Source organism: Chryseobacterium sp. 2P, assembly GCF_059579425.1.
The window spans coordinates 2926885-2940481 of sequence record NZ_CM184194.1 but is presented as its reverse complement, the minus strand read 5'-3'; the positions used below and the strand labels follow the sequence as shown (position 1 = coordinate 2940481).

At 35.4% G+C, this 13597-nt stretch carries 15 protein-coding genes and 1 riboswitch; of the genes, 7 read left to right on the top strand and 8 right to left on the bottom strand.

Annotated features, from left to right (window positions below; genetic code table 11):
• The first annotated feature begins 66 nt into the window (after window positions 1-66).
• The 3 genes from AC52CF_RS13395 (at window position 67) to AC52CF_RS13385 (ending at window position 2122) form a co-directional block, all read left to right on the top strand.
• Window positions 67-1308, top strand: a complete 1242-nt coding sequence (locus tag AC52CF_RS13395) for an MFS transporter (RefSeq protein ID WP_375190970.1) — start codon at window positions 67-69, stop codon at window positions 1306-1308.
• A 171-nt stretch (window positions 1309-1479) separates the two neighbouring features.
• Window positions 1480-1668 (top strand): hypothetical protein, encoded by a 189-nt coding sequence (locus AC52CF_RS13390; protein ID WP_214589244.1) that lies wholly within the window; start codon window positions 1480-1482, stop codon window positions 1666-1668.
• 292 nt (window positions 1669-1960) lie between these two features.
• The gene (locus AC52CF_RS13385; RefSeq protein ID WP_214589245.1) at window positions 1961-2122 is read left to right on the top strand and encodes a hypothetical protein; all 162 of its coding nucleotides are present in this window, start codon (window positions 1961-1963) and stop codon (window positions 2120-2122) included.
• Window positions 2123-2280: 158 nt separating this feature from the next.
• Here the strand turns inward: AC52CF_RS13385 and AC52CF_RS13380 are convergent, their stop codons facing one another.
• Together AC52CF_RS13380 and AC52CF_RS13375 are read right to left on the bottom strand one after the other, a co-directional pair.
• Complete coding sequence (locus AC52CF_RS13380) at window positions 2281-3585, bottom strand: voltage-gated chloride channel family protein (protein ID WP_214589246.1); 1305 nt, start codon at window positions 3583-3585, stop codon at window positions 2281-2283.
• Window positions 3586-3615: 30 nt separating this feature from the next.
• Window positions 3616-3683, bottom strand: a riboswitch (Fluoride riboswitch).
• A 79-nt stretch (window positions 3684-3762) separates the two neighbouring features.
• Window positions 3763-4230: an acyl-CoA thioesterase gene (locus AC52CF_RS13375; protein WP_214589247.1), complete on the bottom strand. Its 468-nt coding sequence runs from the start codon at window positions 4228-4230 to the stop codon at window positions 3763-3765.
• Between the two features lie 114 nt (window positions 4231-4344).
• On the opposite strand from AC52CF_RS13375, the gene AC52CF_RS13370 reads away from it, so the two are divergent.
• Window positions 4345-4698 carry an arsenate reductase family protein gene (locus tag AC52CF_RS13370; RefSeq protein ID WP_214589248.1) on the top strand — a complete coding sequence of 118 codons (354 nt, stop codon included), beginning with the start codon at window positions 4345-4347 and terminating at the stop codon, window positions 4696-4698.
• A 699-nt stretch (window positions 4699-5397) separates the two neighbouring features.
• Here the strand turns inward: AC52CF_RS13370 and AC52CF_RS13365 are convergent.
• From AC52CF_RS13365 to idi, 4 genes are all read right to left on the bottom strand, one after another.
• Window positions 5398-5805 (bottom strand): hypothetical protein, encoded by a 408-nt coding sequence (locus tag AC52CF_RS13365; RefSeq protein WP_214589250.1) that lies wholly within the window; start codon window positions 5803-5805, stop codon window positions 5398-5400.
• A gap of 341 nt (window positions 5806-6146) precedes the next feature.
• Window positions 6147-7223 carry a glycine cleavage system aminomethyltransferase GcvT gene (gene gcvT, locus AC52CF_RS13360; RefSeq protein WP_214589251.1) on the bottom strand — a complete coding sequence of 359 codons (1077 nt, stop codon included), beginning with the start codon at window positions 7221-7223 and terminating at the stop codon, window positions 6147-6149.
• Between the two features lie 15 nt (window positions 7224-7238).
• Window positions 7239-7715, bottom strand: coding sequence for a hypothetical protein (locus AC52CF_RS13355; protein ID WP_214589252.1), 477 nt, complete (start codon window positions 7713-7715; stop codon window positions 7239-7241).
• Window positions 7715-8227, bottom strand: coding sequence for an isopentenyl-diphosphate Delta-isomerase (gene idi, locus AC52CF_RS13350; protein WP_214589253.1), 513 nt, complete (start codon window positions 8225-8227; stop codon window positions 7715-7717). Before idi ends, AC52CF_RS13355 begins: the two co-directional genes overlap by 1 nt.
• A 274-nt stretch (window positions 8228-8501) precedes the next feature.
• Here idi and AC52CF_RS13345 point away from each other — a divergent pair, with 274 nt between their 5' ends.
• On the top strand, window positions 8502-8909 hold the full coding sequence (locus AC52CF_RS13345; protein WP_076393358.1) for an LNS2 domain-containing protein: 408 nt from the start codon (window positions 8502-8504) through the stop codon (window positions 8907-8909).
• A 93-nt stretch (window positions 8910-9002) separates the two neighbouring features.
• The gene (locus AC52CF_RS13340) at window positions 9003-9962 is read left to right on the top strand and encodes a D-2-hydroxyacid dehydrogenase (protein ID WP_496517259.1); all 960 of its coding nucleotides are present in this window, start codon (window positions 9003-9005) and stop codon (window positions 9960-9962) included.
• A gap of 69 nt (window positions 9963-10031) precedes the next feature.
• Here the strand turns inward: AC52CF_RS13340 and mscL are convergent, their stop codons facing one another.
• Entirely contained in the window at window positions 10032-10478 is a 447-nt protein-coding gene (mscL, locus tag AC52CF_RS13335; RefSeq protein ID WP_076393362.1) for a large conductance mechanosensitive channel protein MscL, read from the bottom strand.
• A 206-nt stretch (window positions 10479-10684) separates the two neighbouring features.
• Between mscL and AC52CF_RS13330 the strand changes: the two genes are divergently transcribed.
• On the top strand, window positions 10685-12199 hold the full coding sequence (locus tag AC52CF_RS13330; protein ID WP_496517258.1) for an NAD(P)H-hydrate dehydratase: 1515 nt from the start codon (window positions 10685-10687) through the stop codon (window positions 12197-12199).
• A 270-nt stretch (window positions 12200-12469) separates the two neighbouring features.
• Here AC52CF_RS13330 and lgt read toward each other — a convergent pair whose 3' ends face one another.
• The gene (gene lgt / locus AC52CF_RS13325) at window positions 12470-13258 is read right to left on the bottom strand and encodes a prolipoprotein diacylglyceryl transferase (protein WP_496518220.1); all 789 of its coding nucleotides are present in this window, start codon (window positions 13256-13258) and stop codon (window positions 12470-12472) included.
• Between the last annotated feature and the right edge of the window lie 339 nt (window positions 13259-13597).

Sequence of the window (13597 nt, the reverse complement as noted above, 5' to 3'; positions counted from 1 at the left end):
TAATTCATAAAAACCTTTCAAGAAATTGGAAGGTTTTTTATTTTTAGCAAAATTTAAAACTCCAAAATGCAAGAACTTTCCACATCTTCAAAACTGAAGTACATTTTTTCCATTCCTGTTATCATTTCCGCATTAGGCTACTTTGTAGATATCTACGACTTACTTTTATTCGGGATCGTAAGAATTCCGAGTTTAAAAGCTTTAGGATTGAATCCTGATGTCGACGGAACATTTATTTTAAATGCACAGATGATTGGTTTACTTTTGGGCGGAATTTTCTGGGGAATTTTCGGTGACAAAAAAGGAAGGCTTTCTGTTTTGTTCGGTTCTATTTTAGTCTATTCTTTGGCAAATATTGCATGTGGATTTTTACCCTATTTTCCAAAAGAGCATCTGGTGTACCAATATGCGGGTTTAAGATTTATCGCGGGAATTGGACTTGCCGGAGAACTCGGAGCCGGAATTACCCTTGTTTCTGAAAGTCTGCCAAAGAATTTAAGAGCGATCGGAACGTCTGTGGTTGCAGGTTTCGGATTAATGGGGGCGGTTGTGGCTCAGTTAACGGTAGAATTAGCAGGAGGGTGGAATATTTCTTACATCATCGGTGGAATTTTAGGAATTATGCTTTTATTTCTCAGAATCAGTGTTTCCGAATCCGGAATTTATAAAACAATGGAACACCGGTCGGTTTCCAAAGGAAATTTCCTGTCGTTTTTCACCAATAAGGACCGTTTAGTACGCTATTTAAAATGTATTGCAATTGGTTTACCCACGTGGTTTTGCATCGGGATTCTAGCTGTTTTAGCCAATCAGTTTGCACCGGAACTCGGAATTAAAGACCTTAATCCCGGAAAAGCAATTATGTGGGCTTACGTTGGAATTTCTGCCGGAGATCTGGCAAGCGGTTTTATTTCCCACTTTTTAAAATCCAGAAAAATGGCGATTTTCTATATGCTGATTTTTACCATTATTGGAGTTGTACTGATGCTTTTCGGAAATACCAATACCGAAACAAAATATTACATCTTCTGCGTATGGCTAGGATTGGGAACAGGATATTGGGCAATGTTCGTTACACTGGCAGCCGAACAGTTTGGAACCAATATCAGAAATACGGCAACTACCACCGTTCCGAATATGGTTCGCGGATTGGTTCCCGTAATGATCTTCGCCTTTGATCTTTTTAAGAAAGATTTTTCGGTAATTGTAAGTGCGGCAATTGTGGGAATTATTGTTTTCGGACTGGCTTTCTACTCTTCATTAACGGTTTCAGAAACCCACGACAAAGATCTTGAATTTACAGAATAATTTCTGCTGTTTAAGAAATAATAATCTCAAATTTTCGTTATCAGTTTTAATAAGTTTAAGAGAATAAATAAATTATCAAAAATAATAGTAAATTATGCTCTGAATAATGAATATTTGTTTAACTTTGGCACGCAACTAAAACTAACGTTTAATATCAAAAACCACATCACAATGCAAAATTTTTTAAAAAAAGCAACAAAATTAAAAAAAGCCGATCTTAAAAACATTACAGGAGGCGTAAGCGGAACACCGGATCTTTCAAAATGCGGATGCAGTTGTTCAGGATCTGTAACAGGACCGTTTTACTGCGTTCAGTACATCGCTTGTCCGCAGGTTTATACCTGCAACGACGCTATATAAGAAATTATTTCAATTAGAAATAAACATTTCCACATTTAATACGCAAAAGCCTTTTGGGACCTTCCAAAAGGTTTTTGTAATTAATAGATGTCTGTTATGAAGCAAAAAATAATTTGGAGCTTTATCTCGCTTTCCGCACTCGCTATTTTCATTATTTGGGCTGCGGCAGCGAAGCTGCCGCAGCCCAAATAATGAAAATGAGCTCAGACAATTGCTCCAATCGAGGCTAGATGACAGGATCTCTTACGTCCATCAGTTAAAATTTAAAATATACAGCAGACTTCCGGTACTGATGAAAATCCATAGAAAAACAGCAAAAGCAAGAGGCTTAAAACCGATGGTTTTCAAAGTTTCAACAGAAAGAGTAGAACCAATAAAAAACAACGTTAAATTTAATCCGGACTTCGCTAAAAAAGTAATGGAGGAACTAAGTTCACCAACAAAAGGAAAATAAGTGTTCAGCAAAATAGCCAGAATAAAATATCCGATAAACTTTTAATCTGTAATCAAACATTGTGGTTATTGGTTTTTAGTTGACGGTTGATCGTTTTTAATTATAATAGAATTACAGCATTAATAGCTGATAACAATCAATCAACAACATCAACGACTTTACAAATCCGAGAAATTTTTATCCTCAAGATGCTCAAATCTGCTGTTTTTGGCTTCACCGATCTTTTGTTTTGTATAAATACTGTTATTTCCTGAAAATAAGTAAGAAACAATGCATGCAATTGCCACATAGATTCCACATTCAGCTCCAAACAATTCAATTCCCATAAGCATACATGCAAGAGGAGTATTGGTTGCACCTGCAAAAACAGCCACAAATCCCATTCCGGCGAGCAAACCAAACGGAAGCGGAATAAATAATGACAATGCACTTCCTAAAGCTGCTCCGATAAAGAAAAGGGGAGTCACTTCACCGCCTTTAAATCCTGCAGAAAGCGTAACGATGGTAAAAATCATTTTGAAGGCAAAATCATAAAGCGGAAGCTGTTTTTCAAAAGATTCTACAATGGTCGGAATCCCCAATCCGATATATCTTGTAGTTCCCATTGCAAAAACGGCAACAGCAACAATGATTCCGCCCACAACCGGACGAAACGGAGGAAATTTTATGTTAGATTTGAAAACAGAGCCCGTAAAATGGATCATCCTGCTGAAAGCTGCTGCGCAGATTCCAAATAAAATTCCTGCCAAAACACTGTATAAAATCGGTAAAAATTCAAGTTTTGGAATAAGTTCGATATGATAGTGCGTATGTTTTGCTTTCCAGAGATTGGTAACAAGATCAGCCAGAACCGCAGAAGTAAAAGCGGGAAAAATAGCATTATAACGAATTCGTCCCATCAGAAAAACTTCAAGTCCAAAAACCGCTCCCGCTAAAGGAGTTCCGAAAACAGAACCAAAACCCGCGGCAATAGACGAGATCAGCAAAATTTTTCTGTCATTTTTATCAAGTTTCAGGATTTTTGTCAGTTGATCGGAAATCGCTCCCGCCATTTGAAGAGCAGTTCCTTCACGACCTGCAGAACCTCCGAAAAAATGAGTGACCATCGTTCCTAAATAAACAAAAGGTGCCATTTTAAAAGGAATAATTTCCTTCGGTTCCTGAATATTTTCCAGAAGCAAATTGTTTCCTGCTTCCACATCTTTTCCAAAATAATAATACAAAAGTCCCGTTAAAAATCCACCTAAAGGCAAAAACGCAATCAGCCAGAGATGATTTTCCCGGAAATCGGTTGCCCATTGCAATGATTTTAAAAATCCGGCAGAAGCACTTCCTACCAAAATTCCGATAATACTACTGATAAAAAGCCATTTCAGGATATAAGGCAAAGCCGGATATTTTCTGAAGAAAAAACCAGTGTGAAATTTTATTGTACGGTTTAAAGTTCGTTGATGTTGAGACATAATTTTCCTGATCAATTACTGTTAATAATCTTTTAATCAGGCGTCATCAGCTTTTGAAAAGCGGTTGGATAAGGAAGAACACCATTTCCTTTTGTACTGCAAAGATAAAAATTATAAATCATTTTTCAGAATGTAATTTCCGCCTTCAAATCTCTGTATGCAGAGCCTCAAAATTTTCTACAGAAAAGGCTTCATTTCATCCTCAATCTGAGTTCTTAGTTCCATTAATCGAATTGCATACTGTTCTTTCTGCTTTTCCTCTTCTGTTTCCGGAATCCATTTCGGAACGGGAAGTTTTTTTCCGTTTTCGTCTACGGCAACAAATACAATGATGCAGTGTGTTTTTTTATCGAAATTCGGTTGTTTCAGGTTTCTGGAAAATACATTGATGGAAATATGCATACTCGATGAACCCGTGTAAATAACCTGCGCTTCCACTTTTACAATTTCTCCGATTTTGATGGGTTCGTAGAAACGGATTCCGCCAACATATACTGTTACGGAGTAATTTCCGCTCCACGTTGTTGCGCAGGCGTAACCAGCCTGATCAATCCATTTCATGACGCTCCCTCCATGTACATTTCCACCGTAGTTGACATCTGAAGGTTCTGAAATAAACTGAAAAGTGATCGGTTTGTTGTCCATTCTTTTTAAAATTTGAATAAAGGTATTTATAATTTTTAAAATTTTGGATTAAATCTTACTTTTGAAGAATGAAAATGTTAAAATTTTCTATTAACCATCAAAATAAATCTCTCAATGAAAAAAGTATTTTACCTGAATACCTGTGGTACATGTAAAAAAATAATGGCTGAATTTGATCTTAAAGACTGGGAACTGCGTGAAATAAAAAAAACTCCCGTTACCAAAGAAGAACTTGCAGAAATGTATGAAAAAACAAAGTCTTATGAAGCGCTGTTCAGTAAAAAATCTACCCAGATCAAGCAAAGAGAGATAGATGTAAAATCTCTTTCGGAAAATGGTTTTAAAGATTTGCTGCTGGATCATTATTCTTTTTTGAAACGTCCCGTTTTCATTACCGATGATAGTATTTTTGTTGGAAATGAAAAGAAGAATGTGGAAGCTTTACGGGAGTTTTTTGGAGTAGAGTAGTAAGATATACTTAATGAAAAACCTTAATTTCTTGTAATTGTAACGACTATTTTAAATATTTTTAAGGTTCAAACCTCACAGGTTTTTAAAACCTGTGAGGTTTTTTGGGAATGTAAAAGAGTAGACTTATGGATAAAAAGTTAAATTTTCCGGTAATAACTACAGTTATTTTAAATGCATTTATATTAATCGGAGCCGGTCATGGATTTGGTTTTTTATTCGTCTATGAAATTTTAAGCCTAAACTTTATCTTTACGGATTTCCCTGCTTTTAACTGGAGTCACTATGACGAAAGATTGATGCCGGTATCCTTTTTGTCTTTAATTTTTCAGATATTACTTTTAATTTGTCTGAGAATAAAAGCAGGGCGGCTGAAGAGAACTTTAATAACAATTTTTTCACTTCTTCTCCTATTGATATTTTTTGTTTTAGTTCAGGATTTTTCAAGATCGGACCTAGATAAATTCTCTTTAATCAGCGGAATTCCATTCTTGATATCATCTTTATTCTTGTTATTTAAAGTAAATTTTATAAAGAAGAGTTAAACTCATCTTATATTCTCTTTATAACTTAAACCTCACAGGTTTTAAAAACCTGTGAGGTTTTTTTCGGCATTACCAACAATTGCAGAAAGTCTCAAACAATTTGCGGGAAGCAAACTTCAACTGAAGGAAGTCTTAAACAAATCACTTTCAAAAATTAACTGTTATGTAATTCTGTAAAGCGATTTTCGTATGATCTTAAAAATAAATTTCTTTTTTTTAGACCATTATTATTCATCATTTTTAATTCGTCATTCTGATGAAAAGGAAGGTTTTCGGAAAGTTTTTCGGTGAATTTCTCCATTCCTGTACAGTATTGATCTAGAAATTCATATTTTTCATTGACCGTAATTATTTCAAGACCGGATTGAATTTGATCTTGCATAAAACGAATAGAAAACGAATTTACTTCTATAATATCTGAATATTTAATGTATTGTTGGGGTTTTGATTCTTTTTTGAAATAAAAACCTTCTGCGTTATAACTGAAAATTCCGTCTTCTGAATAAAGTCTGTTCATCTCTTTTTCTGTTGATTCATAATCTGTTGGAAAATTTCCCGTCATTATTTTTGCAATGGTAAAACAGAGTGTTACAAAGCAGATGAAAATAATGAGATAAGAAATTCCTTAACTGTCAAAAACAGGATAGAAAATGTAAACTACAATAAGTATGATGATACAGAGAAATACCATTTTTTTCATCAGAAAAAATTTCTGCAATAGTACGAAAAAATGTATTGCAATATAATTATTTAGCCCGGATAGAAACGGCATCCTTTATTTTTTTGCCGGAGCGAAGCTCCGGCAAAAAATAAAGATAAAGTGGATAGCCGGAAACAGCTCCCAAAAAATAACCGCCTTGCAGAATTTGTGAGGCGGTTTTATATTCGTTAAAAAACAATCAGTTATACAAAAGGAGCTTTTACTACTTTAGCAGGAATGTTTTTGTTTCTTACCTGAATGAAGATTTCAGAACCTAATTTGAAGTGAGGTTTATCTACGTACGCAAGACCTAAACCTATTTTTTTCATCGGCGATTGCGTTCCCGAAGTTACTTTTCCGATGACGTTTCCTTCTGCGTCTACAACAGGGTAGTCGTGTCTTGGAACTCCTTTGTCCGTTAATTCAAAACCTACTAATTTTCTGGTAACGCCTTCTTCTTTTTGCTTGGCAAACGTTTCTTTAGACACAAAATCTTTATCGAATTTTGTGATCCATCCTAAGCCTGCTTCAATTGGCGAAGTGGTATCGTCAATATCGTTTCCATAAAGGCAGAATCCTTTTTCCAGTCTCAAAGTATCTCTGGAAGCCAGTCCGCAAGGGATAATTCCTTCTTCTGCACCTGCTTCGATAATAGCATCCCAAAGTTTTTCGGCAGATTCGTTTTTAAAATAGATCTCAAAACCTCCGCTTCCGGTATAGCCTGTGTTGGAAATAATCACATCACTTACTCCCGCCATAGAACCTACTGTAAAATGGTAGTAAGGAATTTCAGAAAGGTTAGTTTCGGTTAATTTCTGAAGAATTTCAGTCGCTTTCGGTCCCTGAACTGCCAATAAAGACATTTCGTCTGAAGCATTCGTCATCTTTGCTCCGAAAGTATTGTATTTGGAGATATGATCCCAGTCTTTATCAATATTTGAAGCATTGACAACCACGAAATATTTGTCGTCTTCCATTTTATAAACGATAAGATCGTCTACAATTCCTCCGTTTTCGTTCGGAAGACAAGAATACTGAGCTTTTCCGTTTTCCAGAGCATCTACATTGTTGGTGGTAACGTATTGGAGAAGTTCTTTGGAACCCGCCCCTTCAATGAAAAACTGTCCCATGTGAGACACATCGAACAAACCTGCCTTTTCTCTTACGGCAAAATGTTCTTCAGTAACTCCAGAATATTGTACAGGCATTTCAAAGCCTGCGAAAGGTACGATTTTAGCTCCTAAAGAAACGTGTTTGTCGTACAATGCTGTTTTCTTCATATTTAATTTTTATTTCTATTTCTTTATTTTAAAACTGTCGAAAGCCTCGTTGAAAAGCTTCATATAATTTCCGTTCCAGTATTTCTGTGTGCAGTTGATAGTAACGAGAAACAAATCTTTGTCTTTCTGAAAAACTCTGGTGATCCAGTGGAGTTTTTCGTGTTCATCATCGTATTCGTAAAAATATTCTGTGTATCCTTTTTTTCCGCTTTTGCTTTTTATTTTCTTTTCGTCATCCGAAGATTTGTAAAGCGCGAGAATAAATTTTTTGGTTTCTTTTTCCGGCAGATTAAGATCGTGATATTCTGAAATCGTAATGGCTCCAATCTCGTTGCCCGGAAAAATATTGATGATTTCGCTGTCGTTGGTTACTTTCCAGCCTTCCGGAAGCGTGATGGAGTAGTTATCATTTTCATACACTTTCTTTGGGACAGACTGTGCAGAAAATAAAGATGCGGTTACCAAAGACATGATAAGAAAAAACTTTTTCATCAGTGCAGATTGTGTTTATATTCTTCGAGAATGATTTTAAACCATTCTGTAAAGTTATCAGGATTTTCAGAAATTTCTTTGTTGAGATTTTCGAGAGAAATATAGCGTACTTCTTCCACTTCCTCTTTATTTAAATAGAATTCGCCTTCAAAAGTTCCTGTAAAAACATGGTCAAGCTCGTGTTCCCAAAGTCCGTTTCCCACGTCGGCTTTGTAGATGAAATTAAATTTCTCTGAAAGCTCCACATCAATTCCCAACTCTTCTTTTACCCTTCTTTTGGCTCCTTCAAGATAAGTTTCTTCATTTCTTGGATGCGAACAGACTGCATTGGTCCATTTCAGAGGAGAATGATATTTTCCGGAAGCTCTTTTCTGCAAAAGCATTTCGCCATTGCTGTTGAATAAAAAAACTGAAAAAGCACGATGCAGTAAGCCGTTGATGTGCGCCTGCTGCTTTTCCATCAAGCCAAGAACTTTGTCTTCAGGATTTACTAAAACTACGAATTCTTCCATTTCTACAAATGTAAGTGTAATAAATGTATTTTGGAAATTTTTGGTGAAACATCATATTTTTTGGTTTTCAGCTTACTTCGGTTTTTTCATCAATTAATACAACGGGTTAAAGTTTCACTAAAGAGGAAAATTTTAATTAAAATTGTATAAAAAGCAAATTAGTTATTGATATTATTCATTAAATAAATGTTTTTGCTGTAAATATTTAATATAAAGCAAGTTTAATAAGTCTTTTTGATGCAAAAACAGTAACTTTGCACTTCAAATTTTTATGATGGAATTAGAGTACATAGAACACATTAGTCCGATTCTTAAGGACGGCGTAAAAAACTATTTAATTGATATTGACGGAACCATTACAGAAGACGTTCCAAACGAAGAACCTGAAAGAATGGTTACCTGTGAGCCTTTTCCGGATGCTTTGGAAACCATCAACAAATGGTATGACGAAGGTCACCAGATTTGTTTTTTCACGTCAAGAACAGAAAACTTAAAGCAGATTACCATAGACTGGTTAGATAAGCACGGTTTCAAATATCACAGTGTTTTATGCGGAAAACCAAGAGGCGGAAATTATCACTGGATTGATAATCATCTGGTAAGAGCAACAAGATACAAAGGAAGATTTACAGATCTGGTTGAAAAACAGGTTACTATTGAAGTTTTCAAAGAAGACGAATAAAAAAATTAAGGAAAAAGATTAAACGATTAAATATTATGATAAATAGTTTTTAATCCTTTTAATTTTCCCAATTATTAAATCTATAAAAGTTTTATGAAAGTTTTAGCAAACGACGGTTTGGATCAATCCGGTATTGATGCATTGAAAGAGAAAGGTTTTGAAGTAATTACTACGAAAGTTCCGCAGGAACAGTTGGTAGATTATATTAATGAACACCAGATCCGTACAATTTTGGTACGCAGCGCAACACAGGTGAGAAAAGATATTATCGATAATTGCCCTTCCATCGAAATCATCGGAAGAGGTGGAGTAGGAATGGATAATATTGATGTAGACTATGCAAGAGAAAAAGGAATTCATGTGATCAATACCCCTTCTGCATCTTCAGAATCGGTTGCCGAGCTGGTTTTTGCGCACCTGTTTTCAGGGGCAAGATTTTTACAGGATTCCAATAGAAAAATGCCTTTGGTGGGAGACACCGAATTTGCAGGTCTTAAAAAAGCTTATGCTGCCGGAATCGAGCTGAAAGGAAAAACCATCGGTATTGTAGGAATGGGAAGAATCGGGCAGGAAGTGGCTAAAATTGCTTTAGGTCTTGGCATGAGAGTGATTGCTGCAGATAATAATGTAGGTAAAGCAAGTATTAAAGTTAAGTTTTATAACAACCAGTTCATTAATGTTGATATTGAAACAGAACCGCTTCAGGATGTTCTGAAACATTCAGATTTTATCACCCTTCACGTTCCGGCTCAGAAAGACGGTTATATGATCGGGAAAAATGAGTTCGAAATAATGAAGGACGGTGTAGCTGTCGTAAATTGTTCAAGAGGCGGAGTGATTGACGAGACTGCTTTAATTGACGCGTTGAATTCCGGAAAGGTGAAGTTTGCAGGTTTGGATGTGTTCATCAACGAACCAACTCCTTCAAAGGAAATTTTAAATCATCCGAAAATTTCCATGACGCCGCATACAGGTGCATCTACACTGGAAGCGCAGGACAGAATCGGGCTTTCTCTGGCAGAACAGATTTCAAGTATTCTACAGATTCAGTAATTTTCTGATACTATAAAAAACCCCGGCGCAACTTCGTTGCGCCGGAGTCTTGTTTTATAACGAATTTTTTTAATTCTTCTTTTTCAGCTCATCGCGAATTTCCGCAAGCAGTTGTTCTGTTGCAGTAGGAGCAGCAGGAGCTTCCGGAGCGGCAGCTTCTTCTTTCTTCATTTTGTTGATTGCTTTTACCATAATAAATACAACAAGTGCCAGTAAAAGGAAATTAATGGCAACCGTAATGAAGTTACCGTATGCAAAAATAGCAGCATCAGGAGCAATTTCTTTAGCTTTGGCAAGCGTAGCTCCGGCCGGAATATTTTCTGCACCTTTTCCCATAGCATAATAAATGCTGCTGAAATCCGGCTTCCCTACCAGTGCAGCAACAATTGGCATAATTAAATCATCGATAACGCTCGTTACAATTTTTCCGAAAGCTCCGCCGATGATGACACCTACAGCAAGATCGAAAGCATTACCTTTAATCGCAAACTCTTTAAATTCTTTTACAAATCCCATAATTTATATTTTTTTAAGTATTATTTTAATAAAACATGGGTTTAAATTACAAAAAAAAATATAATTTTCGTATTTTATAATTAAATATTAACCAATTATTTTAAAGTGTAAAAATTTTATAATTAACAGATTCATATAATTCTTTTCAAACCAATTAAAAATTCTTTTTCGTAAATTGCTATTAATACCAAAATGTTACTTTAAATATGAAAATTTTCACAGCAGAGCAGATTCGCAATTGTGATGAATATACGATAAAAAATGAGCCGATATCTTCCGGACAGTTGATGGAAAGAGCAGCGCAGGCTTGTGTTGACTGGATTTTTGAGAATTGTAAAAATCACAGAAATTTTGCGGTTTTCTGCGGGAAAGGAAATAATGGCGGCGACGGTTTTGCTATTGCCAGAATGCTTCATCTGAAAGGTTTTGATGTAGATGTTTTTACCAGTACCAAAGCAAAATTTTCTGCGGATGCAGGAAATAATTTCAGAGAATTAAAAGAGTTTTCCGGAGTTTCCGTTAAAGAATTCAAGGAAGTAAAAGAGTATCGGTTTGACAACAGAACAGTTATTATAGATGCACTTTTCGGAACCGAGTTATCAAAAAATATTGAAGGAGAGTTTAAAGAGCTGATTGATTTTCTGAATTTAAAGAATAATCTTAAAATTTCTATTGATATTCCTTCCGGACTTTTTGCAGACACTGTTTCTTCTGAAAATGCTGCAATTTTTAAAGCCGATTTCACTTTGAGCTTTCAGTTCTGGAAAAAAGCTTTCCTTCATCCCGAAACCGGAAAATATGCAGGGAAAGTGAAGGTTTTGGATATTGAATTACATCAGGAATATATTACAGAAACAAAAACCGAAGATTTTGTCATCAACGAAGATAAGATTAAGGATCTTTTCAGGCCAAGAGATGAATTTTCGCACAAAGGAACTTACGGAAAAGTAATTATTGCAGGAGGAAGCTATGGAAAAATAGGAGCAGCCGTTCTTTCTACAAAATCAGCTCTGAAATCAGGAACCGGACTTACTTTTACACTGGCTCCGAAATGCGGTTATGAAGTTTTGCAGACCTCGAATCCGGAAGCCATGTTTATCGAAGGCGGAAATGATTTCATAGATCATTTTGAAAAGGATGATAATGCAGTTTACGGAATTGGCCCCGGTTTAGGAACAAACGAAAAGACCGTGAAAAGTTTTCTTACCTTTTTAAAAAATCATTCTAAACCTTTGATTTTGGATGCAGATGCATTGAATATCATTTCACAGGATTCGAAAAATTTAAAGATAATTCCTGAAAATTCCATTATAACACCTCATCCGAAAGAGTTTGAAAGACTATTCGGAACCACTGAAAATTCATTTGAAAGAGTAAAACTGGCAAAAAATAAAGCCAAAGAACTGGGAATTTATATTGTTTTAAAAGATCATCATACTCAGATTGTAACGCCGGAAGGAGATGTTTTTTACAATATTACAGGAAACTCAGGACTGGCGAAAGGCGGAAGCGGAGATATTTTAACCGGAATAATAACTTCTTTTCTGGCACAGAATTACTCAGAAAAAGAGGCTGCAATTTTAGGAGTCTGGTTTCACGGAAGAGCTGCAGAATTTGCTTCTGAAAAGCATTCCAAAGAGTCTATGCTTCCTACAGATGTTATTGAGGAATTCGGAACTGTTTTCAAAGAACTGAATGCAAAAGTGGAAAGAGCATTATAATTTAAAGATATTTTAGTGATAAAAAATAAAGGCAAGTCTGATCACAAACTTGCCTTTTTATATTATCTGTTTAAACTTTTTATTTAGTCGCAAAAGATGAACTAATCATTTATTTAAAGTTGGTGATTATAAATGAAAAGATCACAATAGTTTTTAAAAATCTTTGATTTTTATTGATTTGAGCACTTTGATTACTCTTGAAATTAGCTTTATCATTATCTTTTGCAGTTAATTCTGAAATTAGTTTAAAGTTTATTTTAAATGTTTCGCTTATTCAGGTTTTTCGTTTTCAGCCTGAGTAATTTTGAATCTTTTTGAAACGATCATAATAATAACTCCTGCTATCATAAACGGAATGGATAAAATCTGTCCCGTATTTAATCCTCCGAAATGGATAAATTCATCACCCTGCGGTTCTTTCAGGAATTCTACAAAGAATCTGATTGCCCAGAGAATAATGAAAAACAATCCGAATAGCCATCCCTGCTGATATTTTTTGTTGGTTTTTCTGTACAGAATCCACAGTAAAACAAAAAGACAGACATATCCGAAAGCTTCAAATAACTGAGAAGGATAACGCGGAACCGTCACTCCGTATTCACTGCTTTGCTGTGGAAAAAGTATTGCGAAAGGAGAGTTGGGATCAACAGGTTTTCCGATGATTTCAGAGTTGAAGAAATTTCCCATTCTTACAAAAGCACCGCCCAAAGCAACCACAATTCCTAATCTGTCATATACCCAGAAAGGATTTTTTCTGATGATTTTAAATGAATAATAAAGGGTTGTAAAAATTAAAGCAATCGTTGCACCATGACTTGCCAATCCTGAAAATCCGGTGAACTTCAAGCCGTTTTTCGTACTGATCGGTAAAAATACACTCCAGAAATCTTCTTTGAAAAGTTCGGGCTGATAAAAAATAACGTGTCCCATTCTTGCTCCCAGAATGGTTCCCAGTAAAGTCCATGTGAAAAGTGGTTCCAAATATTTCTGGTTTACATTATCGATTTTAAAGATTCTGTTCATTAAAATATACCCGAAACCGAATGCAAAAATGAACATCAGACTATAAAAATGAAGTGTAATAGGTCCCAACTGAATTCCTTTTGTAGGATCCCAGATCTTAAAAGGAGTTTCCAGACTGATGTTGTCTGATTCGGTAAGAGGTTTTGCAGTTTTAACGGCATACTTAAAGGTATTGATATTTTCCTTCGTTGCCGCCGCATCAATCACTTTAAAATCCTTGTCTAAAAGCTGATAATGAACAAGCTTGTATTTCGCCAATGTCGCAATACTGTAATTTACATAAACAGGTTCGAAATTAGACTCATTCAGAATAACAAGTACATTTTCTTTAATAGGTTTGTCTGCAAATTCATTCAGATCCTGAACTTCGGTGGT